Source organism: Rheinheimera soli (assembly GCF_031457405.1).
Classification (GTDB): Bacteria; Pseudomonadota; Gammaproteobacteria; order Enterobacterales; family Alteromonadaceae; genus Pararheinheimera; species Pararheinheimera soli_A.
Map to the genome: position 1 here is coordinate 54322 of NZ_JAVDWR010000004.1, position 23072 is coordinate 77393.

The 23072-nt window shown below is 46.7% G+C and carries 23 protein-coding genes; 15 read left to right on the forward strand and 8 right to left on the reverse strand.

The window, feature by feature from the left end; genetic code table 11:
- Nucleotide 1: 1 nt before the first annotated feature.
- The 6 genes from J2W69_RS08230 to J2W69_RS08255 all read left to right on the forward strand — a co-directional run bounded on the left by J2W69_RS08230 (nucleotide 2) and on the right by J2W69_RS08255 (nucleotide 7377).
- Nucleotides 2-2398 carry a GH36-type glycosyl hydrolase domain-containing protein gene (locus J2W69_RS08230; protein ID WP_310276584.1) on the forward strand — a complete coding sequence of 799 codons (2397 nt, stop codon included), beginning with the start codon at nucleotides 2-4 and terminating at the stop codon, nucleotides 2396-2398.
- Nucleotides 2395-3387, forward strand: coding sequence for a Gfo/Idh/MocA family protein (locus tag J2W69_RS08235; RefSeq protein ID WP_310276587.1), 993 nt, complete (start codon nucleotides 2395-2397; stop codon nucleotides 3385-3387). The genes J2W69_RS08230 and J2W69_RS08235 overlap by 4 nt, the downstream gene beginning before the upstream one ends.
- A 229-nt stretch (nucleotides 3388-3616) precedes the next feature.
- Nucleotides 3617-3922: a transcriptional regulator gene (locus J2W69_RS08240; RefSeq protein WP_186435101.1), complete on the forward strand. Its 306-nt coding sequence runs from the start codon at nucleotides 3617-3619 to the stop codon at nucleotides 3920-3922.
- Entirely contained in the window at nucleotides 3919-5169 is a 1251-nt protein-coding gene (locus J2W69_RS08245; RefSeq protein WP_310276592.1) for a type II toxin-antitoxin system HipA family toxin, read from the forward strand. Before J2W69_RS08240 ends, J2W69_RS08245 begins: the two co-directional genes overlap by 4 nt.
- A gap of 70 nt (nucleotides 5170-5239) precedes the next feature.
- A complete protein-coding gene (locus tag J2W69_RS08250) occupies nucleotides 5240-6238 on the forward strand; it encodes a YecA family protein (protein WP_310276595.1) in 999 nt (332 codons plus the stop codon).
- 170 nt (nucleotides 6239-6408) lie between these two features.
- Entirely contained in the window at nucleotides 6409-7377 is a 969-nt protein-coding gene (locus J2W69_RS08255) for a tyrosine-type recombinase/integrase (protein ID WP_310276599.1), read from the forward strand.
- A 219-nt stretch (nucleotides 7378-7596) separates the two neighbouring features.
- Here the strand turns inward: J2W69_RS08255 and J2W69_RS08260 are convergent, their stop codons facing one another.
- Nucleotides 7597-8829, reverse strand: a complete 1233-nt coding sequence (locus J2W69_RS08260) for a tyrosine-type recombinase/integrase (protein ID WP_310276602.1) — start codon at nucleotides 8827-8829, stop codon at nucleotides 7597-7599.
- A 199-nt stretch (nucleotides 8830-9028) separates the two neighbouring features.
- A complete protein-coding gene (locus tag J2W69_RS08265) occupies nucleotides 9029-9889 on the reverse strand; it encodes a YicC/YloC family endoribonuclease (RefSeq protein ID WP_310276604.1) in 861 nt (286 codons plus the stop codon).
- A gap of 338 nt (nucleotides 9890-10227) precedes the next feature.
- Between J2W69_RS08265 and rph the strand changes: the two genes are divergently transcribed.
- Genes rph through J2W69_RS08280 form a run of 3 tightly spaced genes read left to right on the forward strand, consistent with a single transcriptional unit; the run spans nucleotide 10228 to nucleotide 12006 of the window.
- Nucleotides 10228-10941, forward strand: coding sequence for a ribonuclease PH (gene rph, locus J2W69_RS08270; protein ID WP_310276608.1), 714 nt, complete (start codon nucleotides 10228-10230; stop codon nucleotides 10939-10941).
- Nucleotides 10942-10950: 9 nt separating this feature from the next.
- On the forward strand, nucleotides 10951-11595 hold the full coding sequence (gene pyrE / locus J2W69_RS08275) for an orotate phosphoribosyltransferase (protein WP_008899993.1): 645 nt from the start codon (nucleotides 10951-10953) through the stop codon (nucleotides 11593-11595).
- A 39-nt stretch (nucleotides 11596-11634) separates the two neighbouring features.
- Nucleotides 11635-12006, forward strand: coding sequence for a diacylglycerol kinase (locus J2W69_RS08280; RefSeq protein WP_008899992.1), 372 nt, complete (start codon nucleotides 11635-11637; stop codon nucleotides 12004-12006).
- Here the strand turns inward: J2W69_RS08280 and J2W69_RS08285 are convergent.
- Nucleotides 12003-13619, reverse strand: a complete 1617-nt coding sequence (locus tag J2W69_RS08285) for an ATP-binding protein (protein ID WP_310276613.1) — start codon at nucleotides 13617-13619, stop codon at nucleotides 12003-12005. The two genes, J2W69_RS08280 and J2W69_RS08285, sit on opposite strands and share 4 nt — an antisense overlap.
- Nucleotides 13620-13622: 3 nt before the next feature.
- Nucleotides 13623-14216 carry a YfiR family protein gene (locus J2W69_RS08290; RefSeq protein WP_310276616.1) on the reverse strand — a complete coding sequence of 198 codons (594 nt, stop codon included), beginning with the start codon at nucleotides 14214-14216 and terminating at the stop codon, nucleotides 13623-13625.
- 94 nt (nucleotides 14217-14310) lie between these two features.
- Here J2W69_RS08290 and J2W69_RS08295 point away from each other — a divergent pair, with 94 nt between their 5' ends.
- Complete coding sequence (locus J2W69_RS08295) at nucleotides 14311-16236, forward strand: TonB-dependent receptor plug domain-containing protein (protein ID WP_310276619.1); 1926 nt, start codon at nucleotides 14311-14313, stop codon at nucleotides 16234-16236.
- Nucleotides 16237-16293: 57 nt separating this feature from the next.
- Here J2W69_RS08295 and slmA read toward each other — a convergent pair whose 3' ends face one another.
- Genes slmA through coaBC form a run of 3 tightly spaced genes read right to left on the reverse strand, consistent with a single transcriptional unit; the run spans nucleotide 16294 to nucleotide 18568 of the window.
- Nucleotides 16294-16884, reverse strand: a complete 591-nt coding sequence (gene slmA / locus J2W69_RS08300; RefSeq protein ID WP_310276622.1) for a nucleoid occlusion factor SlmA — start codon at nucleotides 16882-16884, stop codon at nucleotides 16294-16296.
- Between the two features lie 18 nt (nucleotides 16885-16902).
- On the reverse strand, nucleotides 16903-17361 hold the full coding sequence (dut, locus tag J2W69_RS08305; RefSeq protein WP_310276625.1) for a dUTP diphosphatase: 459 nt from the start codon (nucleotides 17359-17361) through the stop codon (nucleotides 16903-16905).
- The gene (gene coaBC, locus J2W69_RS08310) at nucleotides 17345-18568 is read right to left on the reverse strand and encodes a bifunctional phosphopantothenoylcysteine decarboxylase/phosphopantothenate--cysteine ligase CoaBC (protein WP_310276628.1); all 1224 of its coding nucleotides are present in this window, start codon (nucleotides 18566-18568) and stop codon (nucleotides 17345-17347) included. The genes dut and coaBC overlap by 17 nt, the downstream gene beginning before the upstream one ends.
- 82 nt (nucleotides 18569-18650) lie before the next feature.
- On the opposite strand from coaBC, the gene radC reads away from it, so the two are divergent.
- The 5 genes from radC to mutM all read left to right on the forward strand — a co-directional run bounded on the left by radC (nucleotide 18651) and on the right by mutM (nucleotide 21340).
- Nucleotides 18651-19325 carry a RadC family protein gene (radC, locus tag J2W69_RS08315; RefSeq protein ID WP_310276631.1) on the forward strand — a complete coding sequence of 225 codons (675 nt, stop codon included), beginning with the start codon at nucleotides 18651-18653 and terminating at the stop codon, nucleotides 19323-19325.
- Between the two features lie 166 nt (nucleotides 19326-19491).
- Nucleotides 19492-19728 carry a 50S ribosomal protein L28 gene (gene rpmB / locus J2W69_RS08320; protein ID WP_008899984.1) on the forward strand — a complete coding sequence of 79 codons (237 nt, stop codon included), beginning with the start codon at nucleotides 19492-19494 and terminating at the stop codon, nucleotides 19726-19728.
- An 11-nt stretch (nucleotides 19729-19739) separates the two neighbouring features.
- A complete protein-coding gene (gene rpmG, locus J2W69_RS08325) occupies nucleotides 19740-19895 on the forward strand; it encodes a 50S ribosomal protein L33 (RefSeq protein ID WP_008219722.1) in 156 nt (51 codons plus the stop codon).
- A gap of 151 nt (nucleotides 19896-20046) precedes the next feature.
- The gene (locus J2W69_RS08330) at nucleotides 20047-20517 is read left to right on the forward strand and encodes a hypothetical protein (RefSeq protein ID WP_310276635.1); all 471 of its coding nucleotides are present in this window, start codon (nucleotides 20047-20049) and stop codon (nucleotides 20515-20517) included.
- Between the two features lie 7 nt (nucleotides 20518-20524).
- On the forward strand, nucleotides 20525-21340 hold the full coding sequence (gene mutM / locus J2W69_RS08335; RefSeq protein WP_310276638.1) for a bifunctional DNA-formamidopyrimidine glycosylase/DNA-(apurinic or apyrimidinic site) lyase: 816 nt from the start codon (nucleotides 20525-20527) through the stop codon (nucleotides 21338-21340).
- On the opposite strand, the gene J2W69_RS08340 is transcribed toward mutM, so the two are convergent.
- Nucleotides 21337-23013: a BamA/TamA family outer membrane protein gene (locus tag J2W69_RS08340; protein ID WP_310276641.1), complete on the reverse strand. Its 1677-nt coding sequence runs from the start codon at nucleotides 23011-23013 to the stop codon at nucleotides 21337-21339. The two genes, mutM and J2W69_RS08340, sit on opposite strands and share 4 nt — an antisense overlap.
- Between the last annotated feature and the right edge of the window lie 59 nt (nucleotides 23014-23072).

The window sequence follows — 23072 nt, forward strand, 5'->3', positions numbered from 1 at the left end:
TATGAAAAAGTTGATGCAAGCCACAGAAAACGGCCAGCGTTATGAATTGTACAGCGCCACTGCGATGCCACAGGCTGCAGCTTTTTTATGGAACAAGGTAATGATGATCCAGCAAAACTGCCGTGGTTACGCCACAGCGCAGTTTATGCAGCCAGAACCTGCCAAATATGCCCATGCGCCGAACTTAGAAGCGAAGACTTTTATGCAGCCGGAGCAGCCCTATTACGCTCATCATCCGGGCCGTTTTGTGTATATCAAAGATGAAAACAGTGGTGAAATCTGGTCTGTGCCGTACGAGCCGGTACGCAGAGAAGCCCAAAACTTTGTGTTTTCAGCAGGCCAGTCGGATATCCGCTGGCAGCTGACGCTGGACGCTGGTTTAACTGTGGAATGGTTACTGACCTTAACGCCGGATCAACCGCTGGAGTTATGGCAACTGACGGTGCGCAATGATTCAGCGCAAAGCCGGTCTTTAAGTTTATATCCGTATTTCCCGGTCGGTTATATGTCCTGGATGAACCAGTCTGGCCGTTATGATGCGGATTTAAAGGCTATTATCTGCTCTTCAGTCACCCCTTATCAAAAGTACCCGGATTACTTTAAAAACAAGTTCTTAAAAGACAAAACCTTCTTATTGGCCGAGCGCACACCGGATTTCTGGGAAGTGAACCAGCAACACTTCGAAGGGCAGGGCGGTTTGCATGCGCCTTCTGCAGTGCAACAGCCGTTTTTAGGCTGTGGTGATTCAGACTACGAAACGCCAGCTTGTGTAATGCAGTACAGAGTCTCTTTAGCCACAGGCCAAACAGAGCACTACCGTTTTGTGTTTGGTCCTGCTTATGACAAAGCTGAAGTAGCGCAAATTCGTCAGCAAGTTTTTGGCACGCCAGAGAGCTTCGGCCAGATCCAACAGGCTTATGCGGCTTATGTAGCCCAGGCTGTGCCTTGCTTAGTAATCGACACGCCGGACCAGGAGCTGAATAACTATGTGAACCACTGGCTGGCGCGTCAGGTGTATTACCACGGCGATGTGAACCGTTTAACCACAGATCCACAAAGCCGTAATTATCTGCAGGATAATATGGGCATGAGCTATCTGGCTCCTGCTGTGGCACGTCAGGCTTTTTTAACGGCTTTATCGCAGCAGCATCTGTCGGGTGAAATGCCGGACGGTATCTTGTTGCACAAAGATGCTGAACTGAAATACATCAATCAGGTGCCTCATACAGACCAATGTGTCTGGTTACCTGTTTGTATCAGTGCTTATCTGGCTGAAACCAACGACTATGCGCTGCTAAGCGAAAAAGTAGCCTACAAAGATTCCGCCGAGCTACACACTGTGGCTGAACATATCCATCGTGCTATGGGTTGGTTATGGCTGAAAAAAGACGAACGTTGCTTAAGTTATATTGAGCAGGGCGACTGGTGTGACCCAATGAATATGGTGGGTTACAAAGGCAAAGGTGTGTCGGGCTGGCTGAGCTTAGCAGCAGCTTATGCACTGAATGTCTGGGCGCAAATTTGCCGTGATTTAAATTTTCACCAACAAGCCGCTTTATATCAACAACAAGCCAGTGAATTTAACGCCGCCGTAAATCAGTATTTATGGGATGGCAACTGGTATGGCCGTGGTATCACAGACGATAACGTGGTGTTTGGCATCAGCAAAGATACCGAAGGCCGTATTTATCTGAACCCACAAAGCTGGGCTTTATTAAGTGGTGCTGCCAACAGCGAACAACAGCAGCAACTGTTAAAAGCCGTAGAGCAGCAACTGCATACGCCTTATGGTGTGCAAATGCTGGCGCCTGCTTATACCGCCATGCGTGAAGACGTAGGGCGTGTCACACAAAAATACCCGGGGTCGGCAGAAAATGGCTCGGTCTATAATCATGCTGCGGCTTTTTATCTGTTTGCTTTGTATCAGGTGAATCAAGCCGACAAAGCCTATCAGGTGTTAAAACAAATGCTGCCGTCGGACGATCCACAGGATCAGTTACAACGGGGTCAGCTGCCGGTATTTATTCCAAATTATTACCGTGGCGCTTACCAGACGTTACCGCGCACCGCAGGCCGCTCCAGCCAGCTGTTTAATACAGGCACTGTGCACTGGGTATATCGCTGCTTAGTCGAAGGTTTGTTTGGTGTGAAGGGTGACCAACAAGGTTTAACTTTGGCGCCTCAACTGCCGGCCAGTTGGAGCAAAGCTTCTGTGTTACGTCGTTTCCGTGGCGCAGACTTCCATATCCGTTTTGAGCGTGTTGCTGATGTTACAGCGCCAACACTCTGGCTGGACGGTGTTCAGCAGGCAGAGTTGGTGGTGCGCAATATAACGCCAGGCCAAAGTTATCAGCTACTGCTGCAATTGCCGGTTATAACTTCAGAGGGAACAGTATGATCCGTATAGGTTTATTAGGCGCAGCCCGTATTGCTGAGCGGGCTATTATTCAGCCCGCCGCGAAGCGCTCTGATGTAGTCATAGCAGCAGTGGCAGCATCGAATCTTGAAAAAGCTCAGGCTTTTGCCCGGCAGTTTGATATAGAGCTGGCTTTGGGCAGTTATGACGGGCTATTGGCCCGTGATGATATCGACTTAATTTACAACGCTTTACCGCCGTCTTTGCATGCAGAGTGGTCTATTAAAGCTTTGCAACAAGGCAAACATGTGTTGTGTGAAAAGCCTTTTGCCATGGACGCTGAAGAAGCCAAAGCCATGGTGGTGGCAGCAGAGACCAGTGGCTGTTTACTGATTGAAGGCTATCACTACCGCTTTCATCCGGTGTTTGCGGAAGTACAGCGTGTAGTCGCCAGTGGCGAGCTTGGCACTATTCACACAGTGCGCAGCAATTTTTCAGTACGTATAACCGAAACACCAGGTTCTTTGCGCCATAACGTGCCATTAGGTGGTGGTGCTTTAATGGATTTAGGCTGCTACCCACTGCACTGGTTACGCACTTTATTTGGCAGCACACCGCAAATTTTATGGGCCGGTGCCATTTGCCCTAAACCTCAACTCGACAGCGCTTTTGAACTTCGTCTGCAGTTCCCGAACGGCCCTTTGTGTTATGTCGGCTGCGCTATGAGCGAACATTTAAACCGCCAACACGACGCTTATTTGTGCCTCGAAGGCGACAAAGCCCAACTGGAAGTCTTTAACCTGGTCGCCCCACATCAAGGCCACCAGTTACGACTCACCAAATACGGCGAAGCCCACGACTACCAAATGAACGGCGACACCACCTACGACCACCAGCTTGAACACACTCTGAGCTGCATCAAAGGCGAAACCAAGCCGCTGACAGGAGGCCGCGACGCTATAGATCAGATGCAACTGATTGATGATGCGTATAAAGCTGCTGGGTTATTGCCGAGGGGACTTTGTAGGTAGGTTTGGGTGTTAATGCTGAATTTGGAAGCCGCCATCTATGGCGCTTATCCACTCAGGTCTATTTATTCGAATAGGACTATATTCCTACTAAGCTATGCTTTTATAGGAATATAGTCCCATTTTACTTTCCGAATCAGGCGCTACCTTAGATTGAAATAAACCATAAACAGGACTATATTCCCTATATAACTCAAATAAAGGGAATATAGTCCCATTTTGGATGGTTTTTATGTCAAAGCGCGATATGCACAGAGTGTTATTTCCTAAGCAGCAAAAAATCCTCGCTACTTTTGGTGAAGACTTGCTGCTTGCGACCAGACGTCGTGGTTTTAATAAACAAACCATCTGTGACAGAACAGGCTTTGATAACAAAACTGTCAGTAAAGTATTTGCCGGAGATCCAGGTGTCTCCATAGGGGCCTATCTGAAGGTCATGGCAGTGCTGGGTATGGAAGATAATTTTGCTGAAGTGGCAGCACATGATGAAGTTGGTACCAAACTGCAAAACATCCAGCTGTTGGAGCGAGCACGATGAGCCGAACTCTGGTAGACGTTTATGCAGCATGGATGCCGATAGCAGAGCCCTTACTGGTAGGGCAACTGACCTTTGCTGAAACAACCAGAGGGGGCATTTTTAGTTTTGCTTACGATAAAAGTTTTCTTAGTTCTAAATATCGTCTGCAAATCGACCCACTGTTAGCGCTGCATAGCGGTGAGCTTTATAACGACTCGCCCGATCAAAACTTTCGTGCCTTTTTAGACTCATCGCCAGACCGTTGGGGGCGTTTATTAATGCAACGACGGGCTGCGATTGAATATCGTAAAGGCATTCGAGCTTCGGCCAGATTAACAGAGCTGGATTACCTGTTAGGTGTGCATGATTCCTATCGAATGGGTGGGATCCGCTTTAAAACTGCCGGATCGCCAGACTTTCTGGATAACAACGCCGAGTTTGCTGCGCCACCTATTACATCACTCAGAGAGCTTGAATATGCGGCTATGAAAATTGAGCAGGATGAAAACATCGACAGTGACGAATACTACCGCTGGTTAAAGATGTTAATTTCTCCAGGCTCATCCTTGGGCGGCGCCAGGCCCAAAGCTTGTGTGACTGATGCGGCTAACAACCTTTGGATAGCCAAATTCCCTAATCAAAACGATAACTTCGACGTTGGGGCCTGGGAAATGTTGTGCCATGAACTTGCGATAGCCTCTGGCATTGAAATGTTTCCTTGCAGCGTACAGCGCTTTTCCTCCACCCATCACACCTTTCTGACCAAACGTTTTGATCGGGTGGGCGACCAACGAATTCACTTCTCCTCGGCTATGACGCAGCTGCAATACTATGATGGTGAGCATTCAGCAGGAGCAAGCTACTTAGAAATCGCAGAGTTCCTGAGTAACAACGGCGCCCAGACTAAAGCAGACCTTGCTCAGTTATGGCGGCGAATAGTCTTTAATATTGCAGTGTCGAATACCGACGACCACTTACGAAACCACGGTTTTTTATTGACGGAAAAAGGCTGGAAACTTTCTCCGGCCTACGATTTAAACCCAAGCCATGACAAACAAGGTTTGCATCTGAACATTACCGATAACTCTAACGCTCTTGATTACCAGCTGGCTTTTGAAGTGAGAGATTTCTTCCGTTTAAGTGAGGTTGAAGCTACAGCTATTTATGACGAAGTACTCAGCAAGGTGAAGCATTGGCAAGCCGTGGCAACCAAACTGGGGATCAGCCGAAGTGAGCAAATCACTAAGCAAGGGGCATTTAATCTTTAGCACCGTATTATTCAGGGCAGTGTTGTTTTGCTTTTGTAGTTAACTGAGAAATAGTACCGAGCATATCAAGATGAAAACAGGCCGTAACGATCCTTGCCCTTGTGGCAGTGGTAAAAAATATAAACACTGCTGTATCAATGCGGTATCAAAACAACATGCAGAAGTGTTTGATGATATAGCTCAAACTCTGGCGATGAACCCAAACCTGAGTTTGGACGAATTAAACCTGGTGGCTCAGCACAAAATGGCAGAGCGTAATAACAAGCCTCATGCTGATTTTTGTGGCCTTTCACCGAATCAAATAGAGAACTGGCTGTATGCGCCTTTGAGTGAATTAGCTTTGGTCACCATCACCACACCAGCTGATTTATCCGCCAGCCCTGTGATGCGTTATTTGACTTTGATGCTGGATGAAGCCATAAAGCAAAATGGCAGCTTTAAAGCCACAACCAAAGGTAACCTTCCGGCCAAATTAGTAAAACAAGCCAGTGAGCTGTTACCTGAGTTTGCGGTAGCCCGGTTTGAAACAGAGCAAAGTATCAGCGAATTTACGGGCAGCAACGAAGATAAATTTAATGCTCTGCACTACAGCCGACTATTGGCCGAATGTGCCGGCATTATTTATAAAAAAACCGGCAGTTTTTATGTTAAAAAAGCTGCGATAAAACAATACCAGCAGCAGGGGATTCGGGCTTTTTTTCTACCCATGTTGGAAGCTGCCATTAAGCAATACAACTGGGCTTATCTGGATGGCTGGAGTGAGCAGGTTCACCTACAACCCTTCTGGCTTTTTATGTTATGGCGCCTGCAAAGCCATGCTTCTCTCGAAAAGCTGATAGAGGAAGTGTGTGTCGCATTTCCTACTTTGCTTCAGCAACTGCCGGATAAACGCTACTCTTCACCTGAAGAACAGTTGGGAATGCTGATTGAATCGCGTTTTGTGGTGCGCTTTTTACAGTTTTGGGGCTTTGTCACTTTAGACCCACGACGGTACCTGAATGGTGTGAAAGTGCAGAGAAAGGCTGACATAGAGCCGCTGCTGACGGATAGTTTCTCATTTATGGTTTAGATCAGCTTATTTGAAGTCGCAGCTCAGGGCTGCGCTCAACTGGCTGGCTCTTCGCAACTTCAGGTTGTTTGAGTTAAATGCTGAATCTCTGGGCAATGTTGTATAAAAACCTCACTTAAACCTTATATAAAACAGTAGTATACGGCGCTATTTTATATAAGGTGTCCGTTATGACTGATGTCAGCAGTATCTGTTCCCTTTATCTGAAAATCTGTGAGCAAAGAAAAAATCTGTCCAAATACACGTTAAAAGCTTATCGCCTGGATCTCGCACAGTTTGAATTAATAGTCGGCAGCGACTTGGGCATAGCCAGTATCACCAAAGTTGAATTGGCGAACTTTCACCATAAGCTTGTTGAACTTGAATTAGCCCCAAGCTCCATTAAAAGAAAAATTGCCTGTGTCAGAGCTATGTTTCGCTGGCTGGAACTGGATGAAGTTGTTCAATTGAACCCTTTTCATCAGTTCAGAGCAGAAATAAAACTACCGAGAAAGTTACCTAAAAACGTTGCTGCATCTGAGCTACATAAAATGATCCAGTGCGGAAAATCAGACTTAGGTATGGCATCTCATGCGACATACCAGGAAGAAGAGCTGCTGCTTGGCATTGAGACAAAAAAATCGCTGAATAAGCTTTCTACTTTGATGGCGTTGGAGTTGATGTTGTCAACAGGTATGAGGGTTGGGGAGTTGGCCGGTATTTGTATATCGAATATCGATATAGACGAGAGAAAGATCAAAATTCTGGGCAAAGGTGCCAGAGAACGTTACGTCTATTTACCTGATGCTGACCTGTGCGAACTGGCCAGGGCTTACATCAAAGCCAGGCAGATGGTCGAGCCTCAAGACAGTAACTTCCTGGTGAACAGCAGAGGCTCGCCAGCATCTACACAATTCTTAAGAAAACTCATCAAAAACATAGCAACACGAGCCAGCACTAAAAATAAGGTGACACCTCATATGCTCAGACACAGCGCCGCCTGTGAACTGCTGGAATCAGGCCTGGATATCCGCTTTGTACAAAGACTACTTGGACATAGCAGCATATCAACTACAGAAATCTATACACACGTAAGCGACAGCTTATTAAAAGAGAAAGTGACATTGGCAGACGTAAGGGGACGCATCATGAAAAAGTAAGGATAATTTAGAATTATCCTTACTTTTTCCAATTTTTCTGCAATTACCAATCTGAAACCTTGCACATAGACAAGTTTGTATGACTGGTAATTTTGGAGTGGCGTTACCCATCTTATAGACGAATGAATCAAAGAGTAAAGAGTTTTTCGACGCAGTAACACGTCCAATAAGGTGGCACAACTTGAAGCAGTACCTCTAGCTTTGGTTTTCAGGTAATAGCTACAGTATTTTATTAAGCAGTAGCATTGGCTCAACAAAGTCTGAAACTTTCTGGTGTGCATCTCTACGTTCATCAAAATAATCATGGCGGTTGTAGATCCCCTCTACACCTTTAAGTTTATGGTTTAAGCAACGCTCAGCCACTTCACCGCTGATCCGCAGTTTTGCACACAAGCTTCTGAATGCTCTGCGCAGGTCATGCACACTGAACGCTGGGATATCTCCCATCAGATTCGGTGGCTGTTTTTTGCGTCCTGGCTCTCTGCCAAAGCATTTTGAAATTGCGCGATTTAATGTATCAGGCCCCATATGCTCGCTGCCACTAGCTCGTCTTGCAGGGAAAACATAGTCGGAAAAGCCTGCGCGTACTTTTAGTGTTCTGAACAAAGCCGTTGCTTGGGTTGAAAGTGGGATAGATATCGGCGCTCCTGTTTTTGAGCGGCCTGAAGGCAAATCCCATACAGCATTTTCTAAGTCAAACTCTGACCACTTCGCCTCGCATAACTCTGACTTCCGGACTCCCAGCATCACAAATAGGCTACATGCGATGTAGTTATCGATACCAAAACTACGGATATGCTGACGAAAAACTTCAAATGATTTTACTAACTCTTCCTCACTAAGATGTCTGGATCTTGACTTTTCTTCGCCCCCAGCGTCCCTATCATTAAAATCTTCAGCTGGATTGTTTAACAGTAGGTTTAGTTTTCTGCCGTGCCGGAATAACTGCTTCATATACATTAGCGTATCGTTAGCAATTGTCGGTCTGCCTGATTCTCTTACTCTCTCCAATACTCTGCGGACATCAATTGGGCTGACTGTATGTAGCGAAAGCTTACCGATGACAGGGCTAATGTCCTTTGTATAGATGCGGTAGGGAATATTAGGATGCTTCAGACGAGGTGCTATGTCCTTGTGAAACCAGTCGTCAAACAAGGCATCACAAGTAATAGTCTTTTGCCGAAACTCACGTTTGCTCTCTTCAATTGGATCCAGCCCAGATTTCACTAAATTCTTGGCTTCAGCTGCAAGCCGATTTGCTTCCGAGAGAGAAACCTCTGGATACTCACCTAAGGTGAATTCACGACGAGAACCATTGATAGCGTAGCGATAAAACCAGCTAGCAGAACCGGAATTATTGATCTTGAAGTAGAGTCCACTTCCTATAGGTTTGCGAATTGGTTCGCCTGTTTTTACCAGACTTTGAAGTTCTTTGATTGTGATTTGGGCCATAAATATTGCACTCTGTTCTGCGTTTGATAGCTGAACTTTAGCCACCATTTTGGTGGAATGCAAGAGTGGTATTAGCCACCATTCAGGCCACCAAACACTAAGGTGCTAGGTGGTACTGAATGATACAAGGTGAAACAGTAAATTATTTTATATCAGTAGGTTATGTGATGTGTGGTTTGGTGGGAAACATCGAAAAACATTATTCGATATTTTGGATTTGCTCGCGCATCTGTTCAATCAAAACCTTCAGCTCCACCGCTGTATTAGTAATCTCGGTTGAAATAGCTTTGGAGGACAAAGTATTCGCTTCGCGGTTGAATTCCTGCATCATAAAATCGAGGCGGCGGCCTATGGCTCCGCCTTGTTTCAGGCTGTGTCGGGTTTCTTTGATATGAGCGTCTAAACGGTCCAGCTCTTCTGCCACGTCAGATTTTTGCGCTAAAAAGGCCATTTCCTGCTCAAGACGGTTTTGGTCCAGTTCGGCTTTTACTTCCTGCAGGCGGTTGAGCATTTTGTCGCGTTGCCATTGCAGAGCTTGCGGTAAATGCGTGCGTAAGGTGCTGACATGAATGGAGATTTGATCCAGACGGTCGCGGATCATTTGCTCTATGGCGACACCTTCACGGCCACGGCCTGCAACGAAGTCTACTAAGGCGGCGTCAAAGGCGGCCATCAGTTCGGCTTGTAAGCTGTCGATATCTTCTTCCTGAGTTTCCATCACACCAGGCCAGCGCAGAATATCGACCACGTTCAGCTGGGCTTTGCCGCTTTGCTCGGCTAGGCTACTTGCACTTTGCATCAGTTGTTTGGCCAAAGCTTCGTTAATTTTTAACTCGCCAGCTGTGTTTGACGCGCTGTATTTCAGGTTGATTTCCAGTTTACCGCGGTGCAGTTTCTGCCGCAGTTTGTCGCGTAATAAACCTTCTAAGCAACGAAACTGTTCTGGCAGGCGGAAATAGCTTTCCAGATAACGTTGGTTAACGGAGCGGATTTCCCAAACGGCATTGCCCCAGCTGGCACGAATTTCGTGGCGGGCATAAGCGGTCATACTGTGGATCATAATTAAGTCCTGAAATACAAAATAATTCCGAGTATACCCAGTTCAATCATCATTCGTCTAATCTGCCCGTCGCACTTGAAGCCACAGCTGCGTTACCTGCGCTCTCTCACCCCAATCATTTTTGAAAGTATCCGCTTGGCATGACCTGCGAGTTCTCACTTCAATCCAATTGCACATAGGACAACTATGCTCATGGGGACTCGATAACTTGTCGCCTTGCTGCAGCACCAATTGCTTAGGGCAGATCTTTCTTATTCTATTTACTTTGGGTATAGATGGCACTGCAAGGGTGAAATCCCTATAATGAAGCACTTTTAATATCAGGTTGAGGCTTCACCATGCGTCCTAGCGGCAGAACAGCGAGTCAAATTCGTCCTATTACTTTCACCCGTCAATTTACGGCTCATGCTGAAGGTTCAGTATTGGTTGAGTTTGGTAACACCAAAGTTATTTGTACTGCCAGCGTGATTGAAGGTGTGCCACGTTTTATGAAAGGCCAGGGCAAAGGCTGGATCACAGCTGAATATGGCATGTTGCCACGCGCAACTCATACCCGTAACGACCGTGAAGCGGCTCGTGGTAAACAGGGTGGCCGTACTATGGAAATTCAGCGTTTGATTGGCCGCGCTTTGCGTACTGCTGTGGATTTAAGGCTGTTGGGTGAAAACACTATTACTATCGACTGTGACGTGATCCAGGCCGATGGTGGCACCCGCACTGCTTCTATCACTGGTGCTTGTGTGGCTTTAGTCGATGCGTTGAATTTTATGCGCGCTAAAGGTTTGATCAAAACCAACCCGTTGAATTTTATGGTCGCTGCGGTTTCTGTTGGTGTTTATAAAGGCACAGCAGTTGCCGATTTAGACTATGCCGAAGATTCAAATGCTGAAACCGATATGAATATCGTCATGACCGAAACTGGCAAAATCATCGAAATTCAGGGCACGGCCGAAGAAGCGCCATTCAGCTTTGAAGAAATGCAGCAGATGATGGAATTAGGCAAACACGCTATCCGTGAAATTATCGACGAACAAAAACGAGTGCTGGCGTAAGAGGTTCAGATGAAACAGTTTCAAAAAGACTTTATTGAATTTGCATTGTCGCGTCAGGTGCTGAAGTTTGGCAGTTTTACGCTGAAATCCGGCCGTACCAGCCCGTACTTTTTTAACGCAGGTTTATTTAATACGGGTGGTGATTTAGCCCGTTTAGGTCGTTTTTATGCGGCAGCTTTAGAAGATGCCGGTGTAGAGTTTGACCTGTTGTTTGGCCCTGCCTACAAAGGTATTCCTATAGCTACTACTACGGCTGTGGCTTTGTTTGATCAGTATGGTAAAGATGTGCCTTATTGCTTCAACCGCAAAGAAGCCAAAACCCATGGTGAAGGTGGCAACTTAGTGGGCTCGCCTTTACAGGGTAAAGTGATGCTGGTGGATGATGTGATCACAGCAGGTACTGCTATTCGTGAATCAATGCAGCTTATCCAGGCACAGGGTGCCAGTTTAAGTGGTGTGCTGATTGCGCTTGATCGTCAGGAAAAAGGTCAGGGCGAACTTTCAGCTATTCAGGAAGTCGAACGTGACTTTGGCACTCAAGTGATCTCTATCATTTGTTTAAACGACTTAATCAACTACCTGCAAGGCAAACCAGAGCTGGCCCAGTATTTAGAAGCTGTGTCTGCTTACCGTGCCCAGTATGGTGTGAGCTAAGCTGTTAGCCCGAGTGTGATGCAGTTTTAAGGACAAGCTATGAACAAGCCAAATGGCACGGGTTTTGGGCGTATTATTAAAGCTGCAGATTGTAGCCGTAAAGGCTTTGCCGCAGCCTGGGTGAACGAGGCTGCCTTTCGTCAGGAAGCGGGTTTAACTTTGGCTGCTATACCATTTGCCTGGTATCTGGCTGCTGATTTTGGTCATTTTGCGCTTTTGATGGGCGTCTGGTTACTGGTGATTATTGTGGAGTTACTCAACTCTGCCATTGAAGCTTTAACCGACCGTGTCAGTTTAGAACGGCATGAATTATCAGGCCGGGCTAAAGATATGGGTTCAGCAGCTGTCACTTCAGCTTTAGTTTTTGTGGCTTTAGTCTGGGCTGCTGCTATCTGGCAGAAATTCAGTTAAAGATCATTCCGCTGGTGAGCAGGTTCGTTCACCAGCGGAATTAACATCGCAAAATGCACACCTTGTTGTACATCGTCTACTAAATCAATACGCCCATTCAGGCCCTGAGTGATCAGGTTATACAAAATATAAGTGCCTAAACCACTGCCACCTGCTTGTCTGTTGGTGGTGACAAAGGGATCCCATATTTTTGTTTTAATTTCTTTGGCTATACCTTTGCCATTGTCGTAATAATTCAGCTGTAAAAAACCTTCTTGTTGTTGTGCCTGGATCACCACTTCGCCTGCTTCTATATCTTTAAAACCATGGATCAGTGAATTCATGATCAGGTTGGTAAAGATCTGTGAATATACTCCGGGAAAACTATAAAGCCGGATTGTTGGGTCTATTTCCAGTTTGATTTGATGTTGGGTGTATTTCAATTTTGGCCTTAAAGACAGGACTATATTTTGTATATATTCCAGCAAGTTAAACTCGCGAGCTTCTTCGCTGGACTGATCAATGGCCACCATTTTAAAGCTACGGATTTGCTCTGCTGCCCGCTCCAGATTCTTTAACACAATGGCTGAAGTTTCATTCAGTTCTGCCGTCATTTTGCTGAACATAGATTTGCTGATAGAGCCACTTTCAACCGCATGGCTTAACTCAGAGGTTAAAAAACTCAGGTGAGTTACAGCTGTTACAGCAACTCCCACCGGGGTATTAATTTCATGGGCTACGCCAGCCACCAGACAGCCTAAAGAGGCCATCTTCTCCCGCTCAACCAGCTTGGTCTGAGTGGTTTTTAAATGCTGTAAGGTCTGATCCAGCTCCTGCACGCTACGCTGAAGTTCAGCAGTACGGCTTTGTACTTTTTGTTCCAGGGTTTTATTCAGTTCCAGAATTTCCTGCTCTTTGTCCTGTTGATCGCTGTTAATTTGCTCAATCACATCCAGCATGGCATTAAATGACTGGATCAAGCCCTGAATATCAGGATCTGAGGAGTTACTGGCGCGTCTGCTGTAATCTTTGGTATCTGCTATTGAGCTGGTGACCCTTTTCAAATGATCTAAGGGCCTCAAAGCACTTCTGCTGGCTATCAGTGCCAACCAACTGGCGAGGCCAAGAGTGAGTAGCAGTGTTAAGACTAACCCCCATTTTAACTGAGCTAATTGTTGTTTCAGTGGGGTAAGGCTAACGGTCAGGCGTAAATACCCCAGCAAGTTGTTGTCCACCATCACAGGGGTAACACTATGCAAATAATCGGCATCAAAAATGTGTTGTTCTTCTAACTGTTCTGAAGAAGGGGGGACAGGCTCTGTACCATAACTGGCAAAAAGCTGATGGCTGTCGCTAAATTCATCGTATTTCAGCAAGCTGGCAGAAACTATATCCGGCGACTCTTTTAAAGAGTCCAGCATAGTGCTGGCACTTTCGGGCTGATCAAAGACTATGGCTGCGGAACTCATAGAAGCCAGAATACGAGCCTGAGCGCTGGTATAAGATTGCAACTGAGCTTTGTACTGATCGCTGCTGGTCCAGAATAAGGGCACCAGCACTATGCTCAGGCTCAGCAGGGTGAGTAGCAAAATAGAAAAAAACACCCGGTAGCGAAAAGAGAGCAGGATCATCATGATTTACCTCTGCTTCGCTATGGATAAAAAGGCCGCTTTGGCTTGCAGGCCAGATTCTGTCAGGGCCTGAGCTTTGACATAAAGCACTATTCTGTTGCCTTCAAGCTCCATATCAACCTGAGAATATGGGCTTGCACTGACATAGGGTGCGGAAATACGTAATACTTGTTGATGATGCAGTTGGGGTAAATCTGTGAAGCCTGAACCTTCAGGCGTCTGAGTAAAATACAATACTTTGCATTGGCTGGCCTCAGTACTGCTGCCTGAGTTGTCGATTTGCAGTATCCTGACGGGTAATTGTTGAAGCTGCCTTTTTTCGGTGCCTTTTTGTAACTGACTTAACAACACTTCATTTTTTTCCCCCAGCAAACAAATATCAAAAGTACTTTGTCCGGGCTGGGCCGGCCATTCAAAAAACTTGGCAATATTGTAAATATAAGCGGCCTGCATAGCCGAAAATCTTTGGTCGTCCATAGGCGCTGCATCCATGGCGGCTGAGGCCGGCGCCACCCAGCCGAATGCGAACACCGACAACAGGCCTGTCAGCGTCAGACTGATAAAAGCAGGATAGAAATAAATTTTCCGCTTACTTGCCATCTAAGATACTGATTCCTAAACTCCTGTTAAGATCTTATTCTAGTCAGACAAGGCAGTTATGTCGCATTTGCGCTCTGTAATTCCGGTTTTTTTTATGCTGACTGCTGTTTTTCCTCTGGTTGCGGAGGAAATACAGGATTTGTTTGAGATGAGCCTGACAGAGCTGATGGATATTCCTGTGGTGACCGCCAGCCGTTATGAAGAGAATTTAAAATCAGCCGCTGCTGTGATGACCATTGTCAGCGCTGAGCAAATTCGCAATTCAGGGGCAGATTCTTTATATCAATTACTGGAGCAGGTCAGCAGTTTTTATATGACGGGCTCTCACTTCTTTCCTAATAATGTATCTTCTGTACGCGGAGATTTACTCACTCACGCCGATAACCATGTGCTGATTTTATTAAATGGCAAACCTCTGCGGGAAAGTTACTCGGGCGGTATTAATTTTGCGATTTATAATGCTTTTCCGGTTCAGGCTTTAAGCCGGATTGAAGTGATCCGCGGGCCTGGTTCTGTGCTCTATGGCTCTAATGCTTACAGCGGCGTTATTAATCTGGTGACGACTGAGGCCGCTGGTAAATCTATTCAACTAAGTATCGGCGAACAGGGCTATCAATCAGGTTCTTTACTACTCAGTGGCGGAGAGGAACTGAAGCTGTTATTTGCCGCTAAAGTCAGCTGGTCGGATGGTTGGGATTTCCGGTCCTTTGATAATGCTGGAGTGGAAAACAGCATAGATTATGGGCAGCGCAACGCAGGGCTGTTTAGTAGTCTTCATTATCAGGGCTGGCAACTGGATCTAATGAGTTTATCCAGCACTCAGGATTTTTTTGGTGCCAGTACCAGTTGGTCCGGCACTGTGTTACCAGAGGATCGCAAGGTCGACAGCCAAAGGCATCATGCTGCTTTAAGTCATAAGTGGCAGCAATCTGAGCAGTTATGGCTGGCTTCTGCAGTCAGCGTTGCCCGTATGGATTTCAGCCATTACAACTATGATGCCTATTCCACTGAACGTTATCTGGAGTTGAACCAGCACTGGCAACCTTCAAAGGTATGGAGCTGGCAGCTGGGAGGCTCTTTGTGGTGGCAACGTTTTGGCACTGAAGCCGGATTAGCCAATGGGCCTGTGCCTTTGACCAAAAATCGCAGAGATACTGCTTTTGTGCAGGCTGACTGGAGTTTTCACAGCGACTGGAAATTGTCTGCTGGTTTGCAATACAACAACAGTCAGTTGGGAAGCAATGAATGGGTGCCCCGCATGGCGCTGGTTTGGCAAGCTAACCCGGATTGGGCTGTGAAGCTTTTACATGCCAATGCTTATCGTGACCCTTATGGGGTAGAAACTAATTTTAATCTGATTTTGCGAAATCAGGCAGGCGAGGTGACAGGTGGCTTGCGTGGTAATCCAGATTTGTTAGCAGAGCAGGTAAATACGACAGATCTGCAGTTGTTTTATCAGGCTGAAGCTGAGCGTTTTAGTCTGACTTTGTTCCAGAGCAAGGCGGATGAGTTGATCAGCAGGCAAAGAGCTGCCGATAGGGTGATTGATTTTGTCAATCAGGGGGAAATGCGACTGCATGGGGTGGAACTGGAATGGTCCAGGCAAGTGACAAAACGTTTGACGGCTGACCTTGCCATCACCTGGCAACAAAATGAGGTGAATGAGACAAAAGACTTTACCACTGTGCCGCACTGGCTGATGAAATCTGCAATGACCTATCAGCTGTCTGATGTTTGGGGTTCTGTGTATGCCGCTTTGCAATACATTGGGGAAGCTGAAGATATTCTGGTTCGAAATGCAAACAGGCAACTACTGAATCCAACAGCAGATGCTTATTGGCTGATGAACTTGTCCTGGCGTCTGCCTTTGCCGGATTTCTACAACGCTCAGTTACAAACTACAGTTTATAACCTCTGGGACCAGCAGATTTATCAGGCCGAATTTGTGGGTCAGAGTATTAATACTATTCCAGCCCGATCAGGTCGTCAGTTTGGGCTTAGTTTGAGGGTGCCGCTTTAACAAGCTGACTCTAAGCTCAGTGGTTCAGACTGAGCTTAGAGTGGAGAGCTGAGGGATTTAACCAAACAAAGTTTTTTGCAGTAAAGCCCATTGGTTTGGCCATTGAGCTGTAGGCAAGCGGGCAAAACCTGAACGTACAAATTGCTGCATTTTGCCTTCGCAAATACCCAGCAACAAGTTGGCTAAATCACCTTCATCCACAGTAAAACTTTTGCCTTCACGTAACTTACGTTCGCGTAAACATTGTTTCAGCTGAGTTTCCAGCTTTTCATACAAGGCGCTGATGCGCTCCTGCAAACGCTCCTGTTCACCCTGTAAGGCATCACCAGTCAGAATACGGCAAATGCCGGGGTTACGCTCGGCGAAAATCAGCAATAATTGCATAATGAGTTCAATACGCTGTTCGGTTTGTTTGTGCTCCTGCACTATCGCATTAATGCGAGACAACAAAGTGTCTTCGATAAAGTCGATTAATCCTTCAAACATCCGGGCTTTGCTGGGAAAATGCCGGTACAAAGCCGCTTCGGATACACCTACATGAGCCGCCAAAGCTGCTGTGGTGATACGCTGACCAGCATGGCTTTGCAGCATAGCGGCCAGAGCCTGCAAAATATCTTCTTTGCGGTTGGGACGTTTTGTCGTTGCCATGGATATCCTTGTCACAAATTACTGCCGGCCAGAGTGACCAAATCCACCTTCGCCTCTGTCTGAAGCGTCAAAATCTGAAACTATGTTAAATTCTGCCTGCACTACAGGCATAAAGACCAACTGAGCGATACGATCGCCCGGGTTAATAGCGAAGTGTTCCTGTGAACGGTTCCACATAGACACCATCAGCTGGCCCTGATAATCCGAGTCGATTAAACCCACTAAGTTACCCAGCACTATGCCGTGTTTATGACCTAAACCAGAACGCGGCAGTATAGTGGCGCATAAATTTGCGTCACCAATATGAATAGCCAAGCCGGTAGGGATCAGCATGGTTTGGCCCGGAGCCAGTTGTACTTCTGCATCCAGACAAGCCCGTAAATCTAAACCAGCGCTGCCCGGTGTGGCATAAGCCGGTAATGGGAATTCAGTGCCGATACGTGGGTCGAGAATTTTTAAATCAATGGCTTTTTTCATGCAGATAACGCTCGTTAATCAATAAAAGAAGTTGGTGTGCCAGCTCTGATTTGGGTTGTAAGCCAAACTGCTGTTCGCCGTCGGCCCAAAATACAGTGAGGGCATTGTGTTCGCTGTTAAAGCCCTGGTTCGACAGAGATACGTCGTTGGCGCAAATCAGATCCAGATTTTTCTTCGCCAGTTTCTGCCTGGCATAATTGGCGACATCCTGAGTTTCAGCAGCAAAACCTACAGTAAAAGGACGTTGTGATGTTAATGCGGCTACTGCGGCAATAATGTCGGGGTTTTTCACTAAGGTCAGGCTGGTGCTGTCGTCGCTGGTTTTTTTCAGTTTCTGTGTCGCGACCTGTGCCACTTTATAATCTGCTACCGCAGCGCAACCAATAAAGATCTGTGCGCTGATTGCCTGCTCTAATGCGGCCTGATACATCTCTTCGGCTGTGACTACATCAATACGCTTTACCTGATCAGGAGTCTTAAGCTGCACTGGTCCTGCGATTAATGTCACATCGGCACCTAAGCGCGCAGCAGCGTCAGCCAAAGCAAAACCCATTTTGCCCGAGCTGTGATTAGAGATATAACGCACTGGATCTATAGGCTCGCGGGTAGGGCCAGCGGTAATCACCAGCGATACGCCAGCTAAAGGTTGAACTTGCGGCGCAAAATGCTCTAGTACTAAATCCACCAGCTGCAAAGGTTCTAACATCCGGCCCATACCCACATCACCACAAGCTTGTTCGCCTGCTGCAGGGCCCCAAATGTAAAAATTACGTATCTTTAATGTGTCTATGTTGTGTTTGGTGGCTATATTTTTATACATCTGCTGATTCATTGCAGGAGCCACTGCCACTGGAGCGTCGGTGGCCAGCACACAAGTACTGAGCAAGTCGTTGGCCAGGCCGTGCGCTAAGCGGGCAATTAAATCAGCAGATGCCGGGGCTATTAACAATAAATCGGCCCATTTCGCCAGCTCAATATGGCCCATAGCAGCTTCAGCAGCTGGGTCGAGCAGGCTGTTGGCCACCGGATGACCGGATAAGGCCTGCAACGTTAAAGGTGTAATAAATTCGCGCGCTGCGTCGGTTTGGATCACCCGTACTTCAGCGCCACGTTCTTTCAGACGGCGAATTAAGTCGGCACTTTTGTAAGCGGCAATACCGCCGCTGATGCCTAATAAAATGCGTTTTCCTGCCAGTAATAGTGCCATGTCTGTCGCAGCAAAAAGGGGTTAAGTTGGCGTTAAGATAACACGGAAAGATGAAGGAAAACAAAAACTCAAGGAGGTGAAGATGAGTATCAAAAGCTGGCCTGCAGGTGAAAGGCCCAGAGAAAAACTACTGGCGCATGGCGCAGAACATTTATCGGACGGCGAATTGCTGGCTATTTTTTTACGTACCGGTGTGGCTGGTATGGATGCTGTGGAATTGTCCCGCACTTTATTGCATCAGTTTGGTGGCTTACGGCCTTTATTAGCGGCCAGTCAGGCTGATTTCTGCAAAGGTCATGGTTTGGGGCAGGCAAAATATGTGCAATTACAAGCGGTTATGGAGTTAAGTCGACGTTATTTAGTGCAAAGCCTGCAACGCGATACTGTCTTTACTGAACCCGCTTTGGTGAAGCGTTATTTGCAGCAAAGTTTAGCTTCGCAAAAACGCGAAGTTTTTATGCTGCTGTATTTAGACAGCCAACACCGGCTAATTTGCGCCGAGCCGTTATTTTTCGGCACTATTGATGCCAGTCCTGTGTATCCGCGTATTGTAGTTCAGAGTGCTTTAGCGCATAATGCCGCCGCCGTTATTTTGGCTCACAATCATCCATCCGGAGTTGCAGAGCCGAGCCGTGCCGATCGGGTTATAACGGAACGCCTGACTCAAGCCATGTCTCTGGTCGACATTAAGTTGCTGGATCATTTTGTAGTGGGTGATGCAGAGGTTATTTCCTTTGCGGAACGCGGCTGGCTATAAAGGTCTGAAGTTTGGATGTGCAAACGATCGCCTGAACCGTACAGATTTGCTTGAATTTGATCAGGCTTTCGTGTATAAATTGCGCCCTTTCAGAAATCCGGGGCATTCTTCTTGGCCAGAAGGATGAACGAAGCTCGAGCTGAAGTAATTTTGGAGAAACATTGACATGTCTAGAGTGTGCCAAATCACTGGTAAGGGTCCGATGGTAGGTAACCGTCGTTCACACGCCAACAACGCAACTAAGCGCCGTTTCCTGCCTAACCTGCAAACTCACCGTTTCTGGGTTGAAAGCGAAAACCGTTTTGTGACTTTACGTATCTCCACTCGTGGTATGCGTATTATCGACAAAAATGGCATCGATACTGTTTTAGCCGATCTGCGTGCTAAAGGTCAGAAGGTTTAAGGAAGTAAATTATGCGCGATAAAATTCGTTTAGTTTCTTCTGCTGGTACTGGCTTCTTCTATACAACTACGAAGAACAAACGCACCATGCCAGAAAAAATGGAAATCAAAAAGTTCGATCCTAAAGTGCGTAAGCACGTGATTTTCAAAGAAGCGAAAATCAAGTAATTGAACTTAAAAAACCCGACGCAAGTCGGGTTTTTAATAGTCATAACTTTCTCTCTGTCCATCTCACTGCTTTGCCTATAGATTTCCTCTGGTTGTTCTGCCTGTCTCTGGTTTACACTGCTGTTTTTCTTCTATCCCGGTTTTTATCTTTATGATCCGTTTAAGTCAAAAAGGCTGGAATAACGTCATGATTTATACAGTGGTGATTTTAATCGCCCTGTTTATTGGTCTGCCTGAGTACTTTAAGCAAGGAAGTAACGAACCTCAGCCGCAACTTATTTCTGCAAACCAGACGCTGTTGGCTTTGCATTTTCCAGCCCATCAAATTGAGCGGGCAGGGCCAAACTGGCGTGTGCAACCAGCTGTGCTGACAGACGAAGAATTAACGGCCTTATTGCAGCAATGGCAACACGCGGTGTTGCCGGATAAATCGCCGTTAAATCCAGTCAACCCTGTGCTGATCACCGAAGTATCCGTCTGGCTGACCGGCAAACCGGCGCAGCAGCATTGGCAGTTGTATCAGGCAAATGACAATCATTGGCTGAAAGCTGTTGATGCAGATCTGTGGTATCGCTTGCCACAAGGCCAGGCCGACTTGTTATTCCCATCAGTTTTACATTGAGGCTGTTATGCCAGAATTACCAGAAGTAGAAGTCTCCCGTTTAGGCATCAGCCCGCATTTACAGCAACAGCGTATTGAGAAGGTCGTAGTGCGGCAACGCCAGCTACGCTGGTTAATACCGGACCAAGTGCTGGACATTCACCAACAACCAGTGCTTGATGTGACAAGAAGGGCTAAATACCTGTTAATCCACTTGCCTGAAGGTGAATTGATTATCCATCTGGGCATGTCAGGCCATCTGAAAGTAGTACCACAACATACTCCGGCAGGAAAACATGATCACGTAGATATTTACCTGAGTAACGGTTTGTTGCTGCGCTTAAATGACACCAGACGCTTCGGGGCTGTGCTGTGGCAGCCAAAAGATACAGTGCATACCCTGATGGCGAACTTAGGCCCTGAGCCTCTGCTAGGCGATTTCCATGCAGCTATGCTGCTGTTTGCCTGTCAAAAGCGTAGCAGTGCGATCAAACTGGTACTGATGGACAATCATGTGGTGGTGGGGGTGGGGAATATTTATGCCAATGAAGCTTTATTTCAGGCTGGTATTCACCCCAAAATGCCTGCAAATCAACTAACGGCAGAAAAAGCAGAACTGCTGGTGCAAGTGGTAAAACACATTCTGGCGAAAGCTATTACCCAAGGCGGAACCACCTTAAAAGACTTCAGTCAGACCGATGGTAAGCCGGGCTATTTCGCCCAGCAATTGTTGGTGTATGGCCGGGGTGGTGAAGAGTGTTTCAGCTGCCAGACTGAACTGAAAGAAATACGTTTAGGTCAGCGCAGCACTGTCTATTGCCCACAATGCCAAAATGAGCACTAGAAACTGCGTTTAGCCAATATCCGCCATTCAACGCCGGATAAATCGTCATCACCGCCATAAGCTTTGGTGAGGTCGATATGGATCATGGTGCCACGGCTGCTGTGACTGGACAGTAGTCGTATACCGGCGCCTATACCATATAAGGTTTGATCGCCTGAGCTGCCTGGTAAATCCGGATTATCACCCCAGGTGCGGCCCACATCAGCAAAAGTGGCGTAGCCTACGTCAAAAATCTGTGCAATGGATAAACTGCTGTAGTAACGGTATTCCATGGTCGCAAGGGCCAGGCGTTCACCTGTCTGATAATACAGAGGGAAAGCCCGCAATCCTGTATCTCCACCCAAACTTAAACGCTCATCGCGGAACAAATCATTGCCGTATTGATAGCTGAGCTGGCCTACCAGACTATGTTGTGGATCCAGCTTGTGAACCCACATTAAATGACTCTTCAGCAAGGTTTGGCTGAGTTCTGCCTGTTCCAGCTGACTGGCCGATGCTGAGGTCAGCAGGTAGTTATCCGCTGTCAATTCAGTGGCTTTGTAGGCTGATGCTGTCACTTGCCAGCCATGGTCATCTGCGCCGAGCATAGGCGCCAGATAAGCCAGCTTTACATCAGCCTGCCAGCCCAGGTTAATATCTTCTACCCTGTTAAACTGGTAAATATTAAACATCTGGCGGTAGTTGGCTTGCAAATACTGCCACGCCAGCCAAAACTGCGATAAATCGCGTCTTTCTGGTGTACCAAACAATGTGTCCGGTGTTTCTTTGAATTGCACATCATTGTGGGTGGCGCCGATAAAAAACCGCTGTACCCAGTTCTCATCGGACAGCAGTTTCAGCCCCCCTTGAACTTCAAAGTAGTTTTTCTGTTTTTGATATTCGTTGGCTTCTTCACCCAACAGATATTCGTTAATATCCTGACTGTCCTGATCCAGAGTTAAGGCAAAAGACCAGGGCGCATGCAGACGATAAAATGGTTTTTCGATGGCGATTAAATAAGATTCACCATCTGACTTTTCTGCGTAACGGGTATTTAAGCCCCAATGGCTGCCAAACATATTTGGCGAGCGGAAATTGATCAGGTAACTGGTGCGTTCACTGTCGTGTTCGTAATCCAGATTGACCTGATTACCAGTACCAAACAGGTTGTCTTCGGCTAAACCAAAGGTAGAGCGGCTTTCTCCACCTTCACGGCTCAGGGATATTTTTGGCAAAAGCGACCAGTTGTCCCAGGTATGGACTGTCACTATGACTTGTTGATCCGGACACTGATGGCTTACCCGAACTTCAACTTTACGTAAATAACCTCTGGTTCTTAATAAGCGCTCGGTTTCTGCCAGACTTTCGGCATCCAACTGGTCGCCGGCTTTAAACAATACATCTTCCTGCAGGGTCGTTTCGGTCGTGATTATATGAGTGCGATTGGCGAAGCGGTGAAACCAGTAGGTGTTTGGTTGTTCCAAATCAAAGACGTCGTTGCGGACAAAAAGCACTTGCCCAATGGTTTGCCCTTTATATGCACTAAAATCTGTGGTTGGAGTGACTGCGGTACACAAGTCAGATGCCAGAGCATGACTGCTGAACAGCAGCGAAAAAAGAGCAAAAGTTGCTGTTTTTGGCGGGTGTAAATTACGGCTATACATCATCAGCATCGACAACACTACAACATCCATTTCTGTTGATTGAGTTTTATCATGACACAATTTACAGCAAGAGCGAGCAGAAAAGACTG